The sequence below is a fragment of the Streptomyces sp. NBC_01433 genome (assembly GCF_026340105.1).
GTDB lineage: Bacteria > Actinomycetota > Actinomycetes > Streptomycetales > Streptomycetaceae > Streptomyces.
Genome location: NZ_JAPEPM010000003.1, coordinates 350530 through 364966, shown reverse-complemented (window position 1 = coordinate 364966; position 14437 = coordinate 350530). Strand labels below are relative to the sequence as shown.

Here is a 14437-nt window from a genome sequence, read left to right as displayed (position 1 = left end):
GACCCATTCTTGGTATGGACACGACCAAATACCCTGGCTAGTCTCGGAGTTGGTCTAGACCTAGTGGAGTGGAGCATGCGCCCTCCCCACTCGTCTCGCAGCGCCCCCACACCTCCCTCAGGAGCGAAGCATGCGCCGAAGGATCACCTCATCACTGCTCGGGCTCGGCATCGCCGCGGCCTCCTTCCTCGCCACCACCGGCAGCGCCCAGAGCCATGGCTACACCGATGCCCCCATCAGCCGTCAGCAGCTCTGCGGCATCGGCACCGTGCACAACTGCGGCCAGATCGAGTGGGAGCCGCCGAGCGTCGAGGGTCCGAAGGGTTTCCCCGCCCGCGGCCCGGTCGACGGCACCCTCTGCGCCGGTGGCAACGGCCGGTTCTCCGAGCTCGACGACCCGCGTGGCGGCGCCTGGCCGGCAACGAAGATCACCGGCGGGCAGAGCTACACCTTCCGCTGGCAGATCGAGGCACGCCACGCCACGACCGACTTCCGCTACTACATCACCAAGGACGGATACGACCCCACCAAGCCCCTCACCCGGGCCGACCTGGAGTCGCAGCCGTTCCTGACCGTGCCGTTCGGCGGCCGCCTGCCGGGCTCCACGGTGTCCCACGCCGGTGTCCTGCCACAGAAGTCGGGCAAGCACCTGATCCTCGGTGTCTGGACCATCGCCGACACCGGCAACGCCTTCTACGCCTGCTCGGACGTCACCTTCTGAGCCCGGCCTGAGCCCGGCCCGCGCCCGCAAGCGCAACGGGCCCGGAGCGGGCGGTCCAGGAAAGTGGGGCCGCCCGCCCCGGCGGGAGCGCCCCCGGGAGGCTTGCACGAGTGACAGCGGAGCCCGGCCCTGTTCTCACCGCCCGGGGCCGACCGGTTCCGACGCGGTCCCGTGGGTGGCGACGCCGCAGAACTCGGCCTCCAGCACTCGGCCCATACCGGCGGAGCTCCAGTCCCCATTGAGGTTGAAGGCCAAAGCGTGGCTGCCGTCATCCGTCGTCGCCGCGTAGGAGAGTGAGCCGATCCAGCCACCGCCGTGCCCCCACAACGTGGTGCCGCAACTCGTCGTCAGCTGCTCGATCCCGAGACCGTAACCGGAATCGAATACGGTGGTCTTCATCGCCTTCAGTTGCTCCGGGGCGAGCAGTCTGCCTCGCATCAGGGCACTGAAGAATCGATGGAGATCGCCCGCGTCGGAGATCATGTCGCCCTCGGCCCACGTCTGGGACGCGTTCTGGACGGTGACGTCGTGGACCCTGGCCGCATCGGTGTCGTCACCGAGTGTCGAGTACGCCCTGCTGCTCGGCTTGGGCATGCGCGAGCTGTCACCCGGCACGAGGGTGGCGTGCAGCTTGAGCGGCTTGATGATCCGCGTACGGATCTCGTGCTCATAGGTACGGCCGGTGACCCTTTCCATGATCAGACCGGCGAGCACATAGTTGGTGTTGGAGTACGCGTACCGAGTGCCGGGTTCGAAGGCCGGGGCGTGCGCCATGGCAGCGTCCACCGCCACCTTCGGAGACCTGGTGTCGTAACGGTGCTTGAGAAAGCCGGTGCCGAGATACCTCCTCGCGTATCCCGGGTCGTCGGTGAAGTCGAAGATGCCGCTCGTGTGGTTGAGCAGCTGACGAACCGTGATCTTCCGGCCGTCGTGACCGTGGCCGCGCACCACTCCAGGAAGCCAGGACTCCACCGTCCCGTCGAGATCGAGCCGCTTCTCTGCTTCCAGTTGAAGCATGACGGTCGCGACAAAGGTCTTGGTGATGCTGGCGATTCGGAATCGGTCGTCGGCACCGCGTGGTGCGCCGGTTTTGAGGTTGCCCACACCCGCCGCCCCCTTCCAGATGCCGTCCTCGGACCGCGACTGGGCCGTGATCCCAGGGATGCCCGCCCGCACAACCGCGTCCAGTGCCTGCCGGGTTTCCTCATGGCCGGTGCGGCCGACGGGCTGACCGGGGCCGCCCGCTGATGCCCGCGCAGGCCCCGTGAGCGCGGTCGTGGCCATCGCCAGCACCACCGCCGACCCCACCACGTACCTGCGCGACCTGGACCGACGTACAGTCATGTGTGCTCCTCGTCATCCCCGGGACCCGCCCCCGCCCCGTCCCGACACGAACCAACGGCGGTCACAGTGCTCAGTCCGTCTTCTCACGCTCGCGACCCGCACTCGGGGATATAGACCGCAAGCGGCACGGCAATGGTTGACCGCAGGCTCCGACGGCGAGAAGCACCGCGCCTCCACCTTCGTCGAGGCGCCACGGTCCAAAAGGCCGGGACCTATGAGACAGCTACCTGTCCACCCCCTCCGTAACAACGCGGGCTCGGGCGCCCCCTGTGTAAGGGAGCGTCCGGGGCCGCGGGTTCAGTGCCCGGCAGAGGCTGGTGGCCCCGGTGTGGCTGTTGCCGGACCCACCTCCGATGCGGTCGCCGGCCTCGCCGGAGCAGGTGCGGGAGAGAGGGACCGCTCGGTACGTGATCTGGCCGGCGAGCGCGGGCGCGTCAGCGCTCTCGCACCGCTGCGTGAAGGTCAGGTACACGAGTGCCGCCGGGCCCGATGCGTTGAACTCGATCCGGCTGACGCCGAAGTGGCGGATACCTCGTTGCACCCTCGGTTGAACGCGGAGGCGTGCGGGCCCGGCGCCCGCCCCGCCGCCAGAGGCAGAATCTACGTTCTCACCCGACCGGCCCGGGACTCCAGGTAGCGACGCTCGGCGATGCTGGCGGTCGACTTCGCGGCACGCCGGTAGCGCTCGTACGCCCCAGTCGTGTCGCCGACCTTCTCCAGCAGGTGCGCCTGTACCGACAGCAGCCGGTGATGCCCGGCGATCCGCTCATCACTGTCCAATGTGGCCAGCAGGGCCAGCCCGGCCGCCGGGCCCTCGGTCTCGGCGAGCGCGACGGCGCGGTTGAGGGTGACCATCGGGTTGGGTGCGATCCGTTCCAGGATCAGGTAAAGGGCGTGCACCTGCGGCCAGTTGGTTTCCCCGGTCGTGGCCGCGTCGGCGTGCGTGGCGGCGATGGCGGCCTGCAGCTGGTACGGCCGCAGCGCCGGGCCTGCCAGCGACGCCTTGACCAGCCCGAGGCCCTCGTCGATCAGCTCGTGGTCCCACCTCGTACGGTCCTGCTCGTCCAGCGGCACCAGGTCGCCGTCCGACGTCGTACGTGCCTCCCGGCGGGCGTGGGTCAGCAGCATCAGCGCGAGCAGCCCGGTCACCTCGCCGTCCTCGGGCAGCTGTGCGTGCACCGTCCTGGCCAGCCGGATCGCCTCCTGCGCGAGGTCGGTGCGGTGCAACTCGCTGCCGGAGGAGGCGGTATAGCCCTCGTTGAAGATCAGGTAGAGCACGTGCAGGACGACCTGTAGCCGCTCCTCCCGCTCCGCGCCGTCCGGCAGGCTGAACGATCTGCCGGCGGCCTTGACGCGCTGCTTGGCCCGGCTGATCCTGGCCGCCATCGTGGCCTCCGGCACCAGGAACGCGCGGGCGATCTCGGCTGTGGTCAGGCCGCCTACGGCCCGCAGCGTCAGGGCGGTCTGGGAGGCCGCGGTCAGCGTCGGATGGCAGCACAGGAACAGCAGAACGAGTGTGTCGTCGGTGTCCGGCACCTCCTCGGGGATCACCTCGGTGGCCGTTGCCGCCTCCCGCTCCCGGCGCGCGCGGTCACTGCGCATCTGGTCGATGAGCCGCCGGGACGCGACGGTCACCAGCCAGCCGTGCGGGTTGTTCGGCACACCTTCGGCCGGCCATTGCACGGCGGCGGCGAGGACGGCCTCCTGTACGGCGTCCTCGCACCCTTCGAACTGGCCGTGCCGACGTACCAGCGTGCCGAGGACCTGCGGCGTGAACTCACGCAGCAGGTCCTCGATGGTGGGCGCTGTCATGCCTCCAATTGTCCGTCAGCGAACATCACCTGGCGCACCTCGACCCCAAGACCCTCGATCGCGGCGTCCGGGATCCGCGATGCCAGCTCGATCGCCCGTTCCTTGTTCTCGCAGTCGATCAGGTAGAAGCCGCCCAGATACTCCTTGGCCTCCAGGAAAGGCCCGTCGGTCACCACCGGCCGGCCGTTGCGTACGGACACCACGGCGGCCTGTGACGGGTCGACCAGCGCCTGCGTGGCAATCAGCTCGCCGGACTTCTTCAGCGCCTCGATGAACGCGCCGTGGCCGTCGCCGATCGCCGCCTTCTCCTCATCGCTGAGCGCGTCCAGCACGGCCGGGTTGATGTGCAGGCCGATCAGGAACTTCATCTCGTACTCCTCGTGGTTCGCGAGCCCCCGCCGGGCCCTTCGACCTGTTGGTCGGAGCCGCCGCCGTCGCCTTGACATCCCTGCCCGAACTCTCGCAGGACATTTTCGCCGTCGCGTCGCCCGGCCCGCGACGACGTCATTGCTCGTGACGCCCCACCGCGGCGGACGCGGGGATCGCCGTCCGTACCGAGGTCAAGAAGCTCTCGACCACTCCGGCCACTCCGGCCAACCGGCGAAGCGTCAAGAAAGCAGGGTGTTTCGGATATGCGAGCCAACCGGGCGCGACTGGGACTGGTCGTCCTCATGCTGCCGACATCGCTCGTCGCGATGGACATAGACAGCATTGCTTCTCGTCCTCCCACAGCTAGCGCCGACCTGGGTGCCACCGATGTCCAGCAGCTGTGGATCAGTGACAGCTACGGACTCGTGGTGACCGGCCTGGCTATCACGATGGGTACGCTCGGCGACCGGGCCGGGCGGCTGGACCTGGCCGTCGTCGGGCTGTTCGCTCGTGGCGAGCCCTTCTGATGGTGTACGGCATCAAGCAGCTGACCGTCGAGAGCATGGCCGTCGTGCCGGCAGTGACGCTTGTCGTCGGCGCGGTCATCGGCATGATCTTCGTACGCAGGAAGCAACTGCGGCCGAAGGCGCCGCTGCTGGACCTACGGCTGCTCAGCAACCGCCCGTTCACGGCCGCACTCGTCGCGCTGGCCTGCGTCGGCGTCGGCGTCGGCGTCGGCGTGGCTGGTACGGGCCTGCTGGTGACCCAGTTCCTCCAGAGCGTGCTGGGCTTCTCCCCCGCCGCGTCGGCGGTGCCGCTCGCCCCCATGGGCCTCGGCCCGGCGACACCACCCCCCGGACCATCATTTCGGTAGACGGGACACCGTCATTCCGGGCCGGAGGCCGACAGCCCCGTTGCAGGGCCGCGAGAAGGATAACGGGGGCGAAGCAATGAGCGGCGGCCGGTGTGGCGTGGTTGTCAGCTTTCACCGGCGGTGAGTTCGAGGAGGCGCCGGGTGGTGCCGACTGGGTCGATGATCTGGTGCAGGTGTGCGCCGGGGAGGTGCGCGGTGCGCCAGCCACGTTCGCGGGCGTCGGTGGCCATGTCGTTGTACGGGGGGCCGAACAGGAGGTAGGCGCAGGGGTGGTCGTCCCAGCCGCCGGGGACCGGGATGTGCTGCTCGTAGTAGGCGAGTGGAAGCCTGGGCTGCTCGGCGGTGACCTTCTGCCGTGTTGCCGGGTCGGCGAACATGGGCGCGATGTCAGCCTCGTCCCACCAGTCGGTCCAGCGCGGCAGTGTGCCGTTCACCGCCATGGGACGGAGGAACTCCAGCAGTTCGGGCGGGGCCACCGGGGTGGGTCCGGTGCGGGCCGGCAGCGCGGCGTCGACGAAGATCGAGCAGATCACTGGCTGGTCGAGCCCGAAGCGAATGGACGGGACGAACAGCCCCGCGTTGCTGTGCGCCACCAGCACGAGCGAGCGACCCGTAGGGATCTCCCCGAGGTCGTCCCGGACGGCCTTGACGATCCGGGGCCAGAACGGTGGTTCACCTGCGCCCACATGCAGCAAGGACGGCACCCGCACCTGATATCCCGCCGCGGTCAGTTGCTCGGCCACCGGATGCCAGGTGGCGGGACCCACCGACGGACTGTGCACAAGAACGAAGATCGGCTGCATACGACCATCCTGTCGCCACGCCACCGCCCGTCGCCACCGCCTCGGCCGACGGCGAAAACCGGGCGGATGAAGCCCTCGTCTGCCTGCCGCAGAAGTGGATCCAGTAGCTTCTTCGCCCTCAGGCGGTGGGTGACGCGGGAAGCCGTGAGGGGTGCGCGGGCATCGGCATGGTGGTGGCCGATCGCCGGGTTGGAGAGGTCTTCGAGATCATCGCTGCCTCCTCCGGAACTCGGGCTCGCCGCGCCCGGTGGAGGTCTTTCCACACAGTCACACGGACGAGACCCTTCGCCTCCCAACCAACCTACAGCGCCTGAATCAAACGAAAGCCCCGTCAGAGCACTTCAGTTGACACTCCCGCTCCCGTCTGCACGTCGCAGGCTTCGCGGTAGCGTTCCAGGATGAGCCCGACCAGTTCAGGCGCGTCGCCCAGCGGCTCGGAGATGCCGACCGCGCCTGCCTCGGTCGACGCGTCGGCTGCCCGGCGAAACAGCAGACCAGGAGCAAAGCAATAGGACGCGACCACGACCCGGCGTGCTCCCGCGAGGCGGAGTTGCGCTACCGCCTCCGCGGCCGTCGGCGACGCGGTCGACGCGAAACCGGCCAGGCACGGCAGACCGAGGTTCGCGCCCAACGCGGACGCCATGGCGGTCACCGACGAACAGGCATCACTATCGCTACTGCCCGCGGCCGCCACCACCACAGCGTCGAACTCGACATCCAGCTCGGTGAGACGGCGCCGCAACGCTGCGATCAGCCGCTCGTCGGGCACCTCCGGAGAACTGCCCAGCACCGGCGTCACCACCGGCACCAGGGCCGGGGGGTCGGTCAGCGCCCTGGGCAGGTCGACTCGGGCGTGAAACGCGGACGTCAACAGCAACGGCACCACAACCACACGGTCGTGTCCGGTCTCGGCGAGCGTGCGCAGCACTTGACGCGCCCTGGGACGGGCATGCCGCAGATACGCGACCTCGACCCGGCATGCCTGGGACAGCCCGACCGCATGGGCGAGCGCGCGAGTGGACTCCTGCGACTGGGGGTCGATACTGCCGTGCGCCAGAAGGAGCAGCGCGCTCGCGCCGGACTCGGCGGCCTGTTGATGCGGCGTCTCAATCACGTTAGTCACTGTCGTACCACTCTCGTCACGCGGCGTGGGCGAAGTTGAGTGATGGCTACCTTACCGTCCGTGACCGAACTTTCGGCGCGATCGGTCAACTCCACAGGCCCGGCCGGAGGCACGTGGCGGGCGGTCAGTCCCAATGACACCGCGCGGTAAGTCCCCGCGATGCCGGTGCCGCGGTTCCTGATCGCCGACAGCCCTTTCACCATCCTCGGCAGCAGCCCCAAGGGCCGGCGGAGGCAGGGCTGCCCGCACCGGAACACAGCACACGGCACACCACCCACAGCCCTGCCGCCGTTGCTGTGGCCCTCGTCCATGCCCCACCCGACATGTTCCCCGACCGAAACCGGGGCGAACTCGTCCCCGCGGCTACCACGTCAACTACTTCGGCGGCTCCATGCTCGCCGCCCGCAGTTCGTGGACGACGCGGAACCGGCAGTGGAGGGCGGATGCCGAGTAACTGCTGCGCGGCCCGGTGTACGTACACGACCACGGCCGTCTGAACTGCCGCCCTCTCCACACCCACGGCTACGAATGGTCAACCCCTCCATCCGCGATGGCCTCCGCAGCGCTGTCGGCGCCCTTTCCGCGGTGTACCCGCCGACGCACGCGGCAGGGAGTGACGAGTCAGGGAGAGGCAGTCGGCGAGCCGCTCCTAGTCGTCCGCGTGAGGAGGCCCGGTCCCAAGTCCGCGTGGGCGACCACGATCAGGTAAGAGGTGTCGGCAACGCGACCCGTCGTATGTGCTCGACCCGGATGCTGCGGAACTGCTCCGCCGCTCCCTGCATGTCACCCCAGGTCAGGCTGACTTGACGAGACTCTCCCTCCAAGTAGAGCCAACGGTCGCCACATTCGAATTGCACGTCTTCATCGCGTTCAACGCGCGGGCGCCGACCCTCCGCCGCCCGCAGCCCAGCAGGCAGCTGACCACGTACAGATGCTGAGCTGATAGGGGAACCCCGCGATGCAACGCGGACATCGGGCGCACGGCGCACTCTCCGACCAGCGGCATCCAGCCGAGTACGACCTCAGCCCACGGCCGCGCCACGTAGCCCCACCGCTACCGGAAGCCGTTCCGCCCACGCCGGACACCGGGTCACAGAGAGAATCAGGCTGACGTCGGCTTCGGCCTGAGTAACCCGGGCCACCAGGTCCGCGACCCGGCCCAGTAGTACGGCAGGGGTCCAGAGCCTCGGAATGATGAGCCGAGTTGGCTGGTAGGCGGCGCTTCACCCATGTCAGCCGACGTTTCTGGCTTGGACGATTTTCGGTCGCACCCAAGCCCGTTGCGAGGTCGGGTCCGAGTTGCTCTACCACGCATCGGTCCGGTGTCTCCGCTTTACTGGGTAACATCAGCCGCTACAACCCGATTGGCGCACATGAATAGACGAGGATCCCATGTCTGAAAACACACCCACGTCCGGTCTCACCGCAGATTACGCGCAGAGGATCGCCGACGACCTTTCAGCCAACCAGACTGAGCAGGAACGCGTACGTGCCGAACTGACTCGGCTGCAGGACGAACTTGTCCAGCTGGAGGAAAGCGAGCAGGTCCTGGTCAAGATGCAGGACGTCCTCGGCGGCGCCACCGCACCGGCCACCAAGACCGGCAAGGGGCGGAAGGCCGCCGCTGTCGCCGCGCCTCTGCGCCCCAAGCGCAAAGCGACTGCCCAGAAGGCTTCGCGCAGGTCAAAGCCTGCGACAGGGGAAGGACACAGCGCCCCTGCCCGGAGTTCCGGTGAGCCGACGTGGCGTGAGCTGATCGCTGAATACCTCGCCGGGCATCACGAGCCCAAGTCCGCGGCCGAAATCGCTGCGGCCCTGACCGAGGCCAATCCGCACCGCGATGTGAAGGTGACCGTCGTGCGCAGCACTCTGGAACAGGGTGTCGCACAGGCACTGCTGGAGCGCTCAAAGCAGGGACGCTCCGTCTTCTACAGCCCGGCCGCTGCCGCGTCCCGCGACGAGGCCGAAGCTGCGGCTGAGTAACTCGCGGTCAACGCTCCAGCAGTGGCCGGCACCCCTGCAAGGATGACGGGCTGTCCCGGTTCGGGCCTCTGCCGATTCCGCCCCGTACCGGCCCGTCGCCCCTCAGCCTGCGGAGACCCCGTACGGACGGAACCGGCGATGGGATCGTAGGAACTGCCCCCGCCGCCCCCAACCTGGTCGGTGGCGATCATAGGCATCAGCTGGGTGACGTCGGTGTGGTTTCGGCCTGTCAGGGACACCGCGAGCGGGATGGCCTGCCCGTCGACGAGGACGTGGTGTCCGCTGCCCGGCCGTGCGCGGCCGACCGGGCCGGGACCACTTTTCGGGCCCCTACGAGCGGCCCGGGACGTGGGCGGAGCCGATCGCCCGCCCTTCTTGGGCCAGCCGCGTCACGATGCGGGCTTGGCGTACCCGCCGCAGACCAGCCCCTCGCCGCGGCGGGTGTTGCGAGTGACCCAGGAGAACCCTTCCCGACGGCTGTCGCTGCTGAAGGTGACCATTTTCGGCACCTGGACGCCGAAGCCACCTCCTCCTTGCCACGCCTCGCCCTGCTTCTCGGCCACCAGTGATGTCGAGCCGTTGCGCAGAGCCGTGATGAACAGAACGACGGCGGCACTGAGCGAGGCCGAGCGGAACGATCTGGCGGCCGGACGGGCCCAGCGCCGCACCCCAGCCCGCCGTCGCAGGGCCCTGCTCTCCGGGCCGTCCACGGCCGTGGCGTTCGCCCTGGTGCTCGGCATGCTCTTCGTCGCGGAACGCCGGAGCGGCCAGGAGCGCGCAGCTCTCGGCGCCTCCCGACGCAGAAGGCCAAGAACGAGTTGCTGCGGCAGTACCTCCACAACACGAACTACGACCGGGTGCTCTCCGGCAGCCTCGGGGAGAACGTCTTCGACACGAGCCGGACGGCAACATGGTCCTCGCGGCGTCCAAGCGCTCCGGGGCCACCCTGTTCGTGCACGCGCTGACCGGGCGGGTGCGCAGCGTACGGGTTCCCTCCGGCGACGAGATCCAGTACGTCATGGTGTCGGCCGACGGAAAACACGCCGCGTACTTCCAGCAGGACGGGAAGGCAACATGGTTCGAAGTACGCGCCGCCGCGGAACGCTCCTTGGGCCCGCTGCACAGACTCCCCGCCGACCCCGGCACCGGCACCGGCACGGACTGGAGCGACACGGTCACTCCCTCGATGTCGCTCGACGGCAGGATGATCGTCACCCACGCGGGGGAGAACGATCTCCGGCGGGCGCAGGGTGCGGCGGCGCAGGCTCACTCACCTAGGCTGGCCGTCTCATCCGAGGCACCACGACGAGGATCAACCATGCCCAGCAGCACCAGAATCCGCCTGATAGAGCCCACCGACGCCGCACCGATCGCCGCGCATCAGGCGCGGGACTTGGAGGCATTCCGGCCGTGGGAACCCGCCCAGCCGGCCGACTTCTTCACCCCGGAGGGCCAGGCGGAGCGGATCGACAGCCTGCTGGCCGGATACCGGGCCGGCACGGTCTGGCCGGGCGTGGTGCTCGCCGACGACCAGGTGATCGGGCAGGTCACCGTCGGAGGCATCCTGCCGCAGCAGCACCTGCGCCGCGGCTCCGTCGGATACTGGATCGCCTGTGTCGCCCAGAATCAAGGGCATGCCGGGCACGCCGTCGGGCTTGCCCTCCGGGTGATGACGGACGAACTCGGGTTGCACCGCGCCGAGGCGTCCACCAATCTGGAGAATCTGCCGTCGCAGCGGGTGCTGCGCCGCAACGGGTTCAGCCCGTACGGCGTCGCGCACTCCTCGATCTTTCTCGACGGGAGCTGGCGGGACGGGCTGCTGTGGGAGCGGATCCTCGGCGACTGAGGGCTCGCAGAGAATCAACGTGTTGCTTCCGGCTGCGCGGTTCGTTGATCTGCTACGAGCGTGTGACGGGAAACGAGGAATCAACTCGCCTTGAGGTTCGGAGAGTTGTTCCCGCATCTGGATGAGCGGGCGGCAGCGGCTCCTGCTGATGCGGGGGCCGAGGCTCGGATGTTGGACCACGGCGGAATCCGAGCCTCTTGGGCGGGTTCGCCGGGCGGCGGCCGAGCGGCGGCCGAGCGGCGGCCGAGCAACGGCCGCAAGCCATGGAACCGGGATTCGGGACGGGGTTCGACGGGAGGTTCGGGGATGAGTTTGCGACTGGCAGCGTATGCCGTGTGCATCGAGGGCGAGCGGGTCCTGCTCGCCCATCACGTACCGCCGAAAGGCGAGACGAACTGGACCCTTCCGGGCGGCAGGGTCGAGCACGGCGAGGATCCGTTCGACGCGGTGATCCGGGAGGTCGCCGAGGAGACCGGCTGCGACGCGCTGGTCGAACGCCTGCTGGGTGTGGACTCGCGGGTGATTCCCGCAGCCGAACGCATCATCCCTGGCGGGCCCGAGCACCAGAATGTCGGCATCTTCTACCGGGTCCGCATCACCAGCGGCCGACTCCGGCCTGAGCCGAACGGTGAGACCGCCGAGTCGGTGTGGACTCCGTTTTCCGAAGTGACTCGCCTCCGCCGGTCATCGCTGGTCGACATCGGCCTCGCGCTTGCCCGGACCGTTCCGGCAACCGGCCACGTCGATCCCGTCCCGGTGGGCGGCCTGATCCAGCACTGAGGCACAGGTGCAGGCACACCAGCACCTACCTCGCGCGTTCGACCGCGCGTTACGGCTGGGCCGGCTGAGGCTGGGTGGGCAGCAGTGCCTCGGTGGTCTCACGGCGGCACTGATGAAGTGGCCGTACTGGGAGAGCAGGCGGTATTCCGTCTCCCGAGGCTGTCGGTGCAGCCGGAACCGGCGAAGGTGAGTTCCCAACCACCTTTGCGTTCGCTGAACTTGGTGCCGACGTTCACGTACAGTGCGGTGAAGTCCGCCCTTCGACAGCGGCTGTTGCCTTCCGGACGCCCGTGGTCAGCGACGAGAAGCGAGGCAGGGATCCGGATGCAGGCGATGGTCGACGGCACTGGGATGCTGCCCGATGAGCGGCTGGCTGCCTATAGCACCGTTTCCACGTCCCTGGCCCTGCACAGTGATCGAGGGCTGGGCGAACTCGCGGACGCTGCCGCATCGCTCGGTTCCGGTATCGGCGGGAGGTCGGCGCTACTGGAGGTTGCGGGTACGCCGGTCTTCGTGAAGCGGGTCCCCCTCACCGAGGTGGAGCTTCGGCCCGAGCATGTTCGGTCCACGGCGAACGTGTTCGGGCTGCCTGTCTTCTGTCAGTACGGTGTCGGCGGGCCGGGATTCGGGGCGTGGCGGGAAGCCGCCGTCCATGCGATGACCACCAACTGGGTGCTCTCAGGGCAGTATCAGGGGTTTCCGCTGATGTATCACTGGCGGGTTCTGCCGGACACGGCCCCGGCTCTTCCGAAGGAGCTTGCCGATGTGGATCGGGCCGTGTCCTACTGGGGAGGCGGGCCGGAGGTACGTCGTCGTATCGAGGCCCTCGCGAAGTCCCCGGCGAGCCTCGTGCTGTTCCTGGAGTACATCCCGCAGACGCTGCACGCGTGGCTCACCGAGCAGGTACGGGTCGGTGACGAGGCGGTCGCCCGGGCCTGTGCCCTGGTGGAGAGGGAACTGGAGGCCGGTACCTCCTTCATGAACGACCGCGGTCTCCTCCACTTCGATGCCCACTTCGAGAACATCCTGACCGACGGCCGGCGCCTCTATTTCGCCGACTACGGCCTGGCTCTGTCGTCCCGCTTCGACCTGACCCCCGCCGAGGCCGAGTTCTTCCAGCGGCACCGAACGTACGATCGCGCGTACACGCTCAGCTACTTGGTGAACTGGCTGATCACGGGTCTGTACGGGTGCGCGCGGGATGAACGGGTGGCGCTGATTCACGCGTGGGCCGAAGGGGCACGGCCGCCCGCGGGTCCGCCGGAGATCGCGGAGGCCCTTGCCCGTCACGCACCGATAGCGGCAGTCGTGACGGACTTCTACTTGAGGCTGCAGCACGAGAGCCGAGAGACCGCGTACCCGCTGGCGGCGATCCACCAGGTCTTCGAGTCGCGCTACAGCTGAGCGTCCCCGAGGCCGCGTGCCGCGAGCGGGGAGTGTCAGGCGTCCGACACTCGGAGACAGCCGATCCGGTGAACCAGGGCGGGCGTGAGGTCGTGCTCACCGGGTCGTCCATGTGAGGCGCGGTTGGCGCGCGAGAAGTACGCCTTGTTCCCGGCCACGGCGGCGGGCCGGGTCGCGGGCGTCCGACGGGCAGTCGGATACGGACCCTTGCGCAGGACGGGGACGAACTGCGGGCTGCTCTCGCACGGCTTCCTCCAGGGCCTCCATGATCTCGGGATCGATGCGCGTCCCGACGGCGCCGTGATGCGCGCGGGCGGTCGTGGAATCCACGCTGACCAGCGACAGGTCCGTCTTCCTCTGTCGCGTGGCCTCGGCGATCAGTCCTTCCAGTAGCGCCGTGAACACCCCCGCGTCCCGCCAGACCCGGAAACGGCCTTGGACGGTGGGCCGGGTGTCGGACTCCTCGGGGGCGTCTCCCGCCACCGAGCACCGGACCGGAAGCGCCAGTTCACCCCCTCGAACTGGTCACGCAGCCTCACCGGGCAGGGGCCGTACTCGCCGATCGGCAAGTACGGCCCAATGAGCCTCCATTGGTCATCGCTGTGCTGTCGGCGCGTCACATCGGCGTTCTACCGCGATCCCCTGACACGGCAGCGGAATACGAACATCGATCACGACCTCACACGCGCCTGGAACCCATGCACCCGGCCGGGGGCCCACCCTCCTCACGCTCTGGTGGGCGCGCCGCCTGCCCCCGGGCGCAGCACCGGCAGTCCGGCCCGCAGCCGTTCCAGGAAATCCGGCACGTCGATGCTTTCGCCTTCCGGGTCGACGACCTCGGCGACGAACGACTCCACGATGTTCTCGCTGCCGAAGTCCGCTTCGTCGTCGTGGCCGTAGTTGTCCACCAGGCGGGCGCCGGGGGCGGAGACGCGGAGATCGTGGTCGTAGTTGATGACCCATGGGGTCTCTATGGTGCGGGTCTCCAGGATGCCGTTGTTGTAGTCGCCGTAGACCAGATGGGTGAAGGTGCCGTTCTGGATGTAGATCTCGCAGTCGCCGCCCTCCAGGGTCTCGGCCCGGGTGGTACCGCCGACGTAGAGCCCCGGCAGAGACCCGTAGAGCGCGATCGGGCCGGACACCGTCAGATCGCCGGTGATCACCACCAGGTCCACGCCGTCCAGACTCCCGATCCCGGCGACGGCGTCGAGGAAGCTCCCCTCCAGTACCAGATCGCCGTCGAAGAGCAGGACGTTGTCGTAGTAGCGCTCGAAGGAGGCGGAGAGAGCCGGCACGAGGCGAGTGTCGGCCTCTGCGAAGGAGAGGCGTTCAGGTGCGGAGTTGTTGGCCATGCGAGCGACGATAGGACACGGGTATG

General features: G+C 68.6%; 14 protein-coding genes and 2 pseudogenes. 7 read left to right on the top strand and 9 right to left on the bottom strand.

The window, feature by feature from the left end; all coding sequences use genetic code 11:
- The first annotated feature begins 130 nt into the window (after positions 1 to 130).
- On the top strand, positions 131 to 721 hold the full coding sequence (locus tag OG413_RS38455) for a lytic polysaccharide monooxygenase (protein WP_266813841.1): 591 nt from the start codon (positions 131 to 133) through the stop codon (positions 719 to 721).
- A gap of 135 nt (positions 722 to 856) precedes the next feature.
- Here OG413_RS38455 and OG413_RS38450 read toward each other — a convergent pair whose 3' ends face one another.
- The 3 genes from OG413_RS38450 to OG413_RS38440 form a co-directional block, all read right to left on the bottom strand.
- Complete coding sequence (locus OG413_RS38450; RefSeq protein WP_266813839.1) at positions 857 to 2065, bottom strand: serine hydrolase; 1209 nt, start codon at positions 2063 to 2065, stop codon at positions 857 to 859.
- 600 nt (positions 2066 to 2665) lie between these two features.
- Positions 2666 to 3877 (bottom strand): RNA polymerase sigma factor, encoded by a 1212-nt coding sequence (locus tag OG413_RS38445; RefSeq protein ID WP_266813837.1) that lies wholly within the window; start codon positions 3875 to 3877, stop codon positions 2666 to 2668.
- Positions 3874 to 4245 (bottom strand): YciI family protein, encoded by a 372-nt coding sequence (locus OG413_RS38440; RefSeq protein ID WP_266813835.1) that lies wholly within the window; start codon positions 4243 to 4245, stop codon positions 3874 to 3876. The genes OG413_RS38445 and OG413_RS38440 overlap by 4 nt, the downstream gene beginning before the upstream one ends.
- A 264-nt stretch (positions 4246 to 4509) precedes the next feature.
- On the opposite strand from OG413_RS38440, the gene OG413_RS38435 reads away from it, so the two are divergent.
- Both OG413_RS38435 and OG413_RS38430 read left to right on the top strand, forming a co-directional pair.
- The gene (locus tag OG413_RS38435; protein ID WP_266813833.1) at positions 4510 to 4773 is read left to right on the top strand and encodes a hypothetical protein; all 264 of its coding nucleotides are present in this window, start codon (positions 4510 to 4512) and stop codon (positions 4771 to 4773) included.
- Positions 4773 to 5120, top strand: coding sequence for a hypothetical protein (locus OG413_RS38430; protein ID WP_266813831.1), 348 nt, complete (start codon positions 4773 to 4775; stop codon positions 5118 to 5120). Before OG413_RS38435 ends, OG413_RS38430 begins: the two co-directional genes overlap by 1 nt.
- Positions 5121 to 5224: 104 nt before the next feature.
- Here the strand turns inward: OG413_RS38430 and OG413_RS38425 are convergent, their stop codons facing one another.
- Both OG413_RS38425 and OG413_RS38420 read right to left on the bottom strand, forming a co-directional pair.
- Positions 5225 to 5923, bottom strand: a complete 699-nt coding sequence (locus OG413_RS38425; RefSeq protein WP_266813829.1) for an alpha/beta hydrolase — start codon at positions 5921 to 5923, stop codon at positions 5225 to 5227.
- 331 nt (positions 5924 to 6254) lie between these two features.
- Entirely contained in the window at positions 6255 to 7037 is a 783-nt protein-coding gene (locus tag OG413_RS38420; RefSeq protein WP_266813828.1) for a sirohydrochlorin chelatase, read from the bottom strand.
- A gap of 1401 nt (positions 7038 to 8438) precedes the next feature.
- Here OG413_RS38420 and OG413_RS38415 point away from each other — a divergent pair.
- Positions 8439 to 9029, top strand: coding sequence for a hypothetical protein (locus OG413_RS38415; RefSeq protein ID WP_266813826.1), 591 nt, complete (start codon positions 8439 to 8441; stop codon positions 9027 to 9029).
- A gap of 185 nt (positions 9030 to 9214) precedes the next feature.
- Here OG413_RS38415 and OG413_RS38410 read toward each other — a convergent pair.
- Together OG413_RS38410 and OG413_RS38405 are read right to left on the bottom strand one after the other, a co-directional pair.
- A pseudogene (locus OG413_RS38410) lies at positions 9215 to 9358 on the bottom strand (IS5/IS1182 family transposase); the annotation flags it as partial.
- A 60-nt stretch (positions 9359 to 9418) separates the two neighbouring features.
- Positions 9419 to 9769 (bottom strand): hypothetical protein, encoded by a 351-nt coding sequence (locus tag OG413_RS38405; RefSeq protein ID WP_266813824.1) that lies wholly within the window; start codon positions 9767 to 9769, stop codon positions 9419 to 9421.
- Positions 9770 to 10347: 578 nt separating this feature from the next.
- Here OG413_RS38405 and OG413_RS47020 point away from each other — a divergent pair.
- The 3 genes from OG413_RS47020 (at position 10348) to OG413_RS38390 (ending at position 13059) form a co-directional block, all read left to right on the top strand.
- Positions 10348 to 10875, top strand: a complete 528-nt coding sequence (locus OG413_RS47020) for a GNAT family protein (RefSeq protein ID WP_323138019.1) — start codon at positions 10348 to 10350, stop codon at positions 10873 to 10875.
- Positions 10876 to 11181: 306 nt separating this feature from the next.
- Positions 11182 to 11655 carry an NUDIX hydrolase gene (locus tag OG413_RS38395; RefSeq protein WP_266814289.1) on the top strand — a complete coding sequence of 158 codons (474 nt, stop codon included), beginning with the start codon at positions 11182 to 11184 and terminating at the stop codon, positions 11653 to 11655.
- A gap of 333 nt (positions 11656 to 11988) precedes the next feature.
- Positions 11989 to 13059, top strand: coding sequence for a protein kinase family protein (locus OG413_RS38390; protein WP_266813821.1), 1071 nt, complete (start codon positions 11989 to 11991; stop codon positions 13057 to 13059).
- A gap of 234 nt (positions 13060 to 13293) precedes the next feature.
- Here the strand turns inward: OG413_RS38390 and OG413_RS38385 are convergent.
- Both OG413_RS38385 and OG413_RS38380 read right to left on the bottom strand, forming a co-directional pair.
- A pseudogene (locus tag OG413_RS38385) lies at positions 13294 to 13679 on the bottom strand (transposase); the annotation flags it as partial.
- 105 nt (positions 13680 to 13784) lie between these two features.
- Positions 13785 to 14411, bottom strand: coding sequence for a hypothetical protein (locus OG413_RS38380; RefSeq protein WP_266813819.1), 627 nt, complete (start codon positions 14409 to 14411; stop codon positions 13785 to 13787).
- Between the last annotated feature and the right edge of the window lie 26 nt (positions 14412 to 14437).

Bases quoted from the DNA above. Each gene is read 5' to 3' on its own strand.
- OG413_RS38380 (WP_266813819.1), bottom strand. From the start codon at position 14,411: ATGGCCAACAACTCCGCACCTGAACGCCTCTCCTTCGCAGAGGCCGAC.
- OG413_RS38445 (WP_266813837.1), bottom strand. From the start codon at position 3,877: ATGACAGCGCCCACCATCGAGGACCTGCTGCGTGAGTTCACGCCGCAG.
- OG413_RS38450 (WP_266813839.1), bottom strand. From the start codon at position 2,065: ATGACTGTACGTCGGTCCAGGTCGCGCAGGTACGTGGTGGGGTCGGCG.
- OG413_RS38455 (WP_266813841.1), top strand. From the start codon at position 131: ATGCGCCGAAGGATCACCTCATCACTGCTCGGGCTCGGCATCGCCGCG.
- OG413_RS38405 (WP_266813824.1), bottom strand. From the start codon at position 9,769: ATGCCGAGCACCAGGGCGAACGCCACGGCCGTGGACGGCCCGGAGAGC.
- OG413_RS38395 (WP_266814289.1), top strand. From the start codon at position 11,182: ATGAGTTTGCGACTGGCAGCGTATGCCGTGTGCATCGAGGGCGAGCGG.
- OG413_RS38390 (WP_266813821.1), top strand. From the start codon at position 11,989: ATGGTCGACGGCACTGGGATGCTGCCCGATGAGCGGCTGGCTGCCTAT.
- OG413_RS38440 (WP_266813835.1), bottom strand. From the start codon at position 4,245: ATGAAGTTCCTGATCGGCCTGCACATCAACCCGGCCGTGCTGGACGCG.
- OG413_RS38415 (WP_266813826.1), top strand. From the start codon at position 8,439: ATGTCTGAAAACACACCCACGTCCGGTCTCACCGCAGATTACGCGCAG.
- OG413_RS38430 (WP_266813831.1), top strand. From the start codon at position 4,773: ATGGTGTACGGCATCAAGCAGCTGACCGTCGAGAGCATGGCCGTCGTG.
- OG413_RS47020 (WP_323138019.1), top strand. From the start codon at position 10,348: ATGCCCAGCAGCACCAGAATCCGCCTGATAGAGCCCACCGACGCCGCA.
- OG413_RS38435 (WP_266813833.1), top strand. From the start codon at position 4,510: ATGCGAGCCAACCGGGCGCGACTGGGACTGGTCGTCCTCATGCTGCCG.
- OG413_RS38425 (WP_266813829.1), bottom strand. From the start codon at position 5,923: ATGCAGCCGATCTTCGTTCTTGTGCACAGTCCGTCGGTGGGTCCCGCC.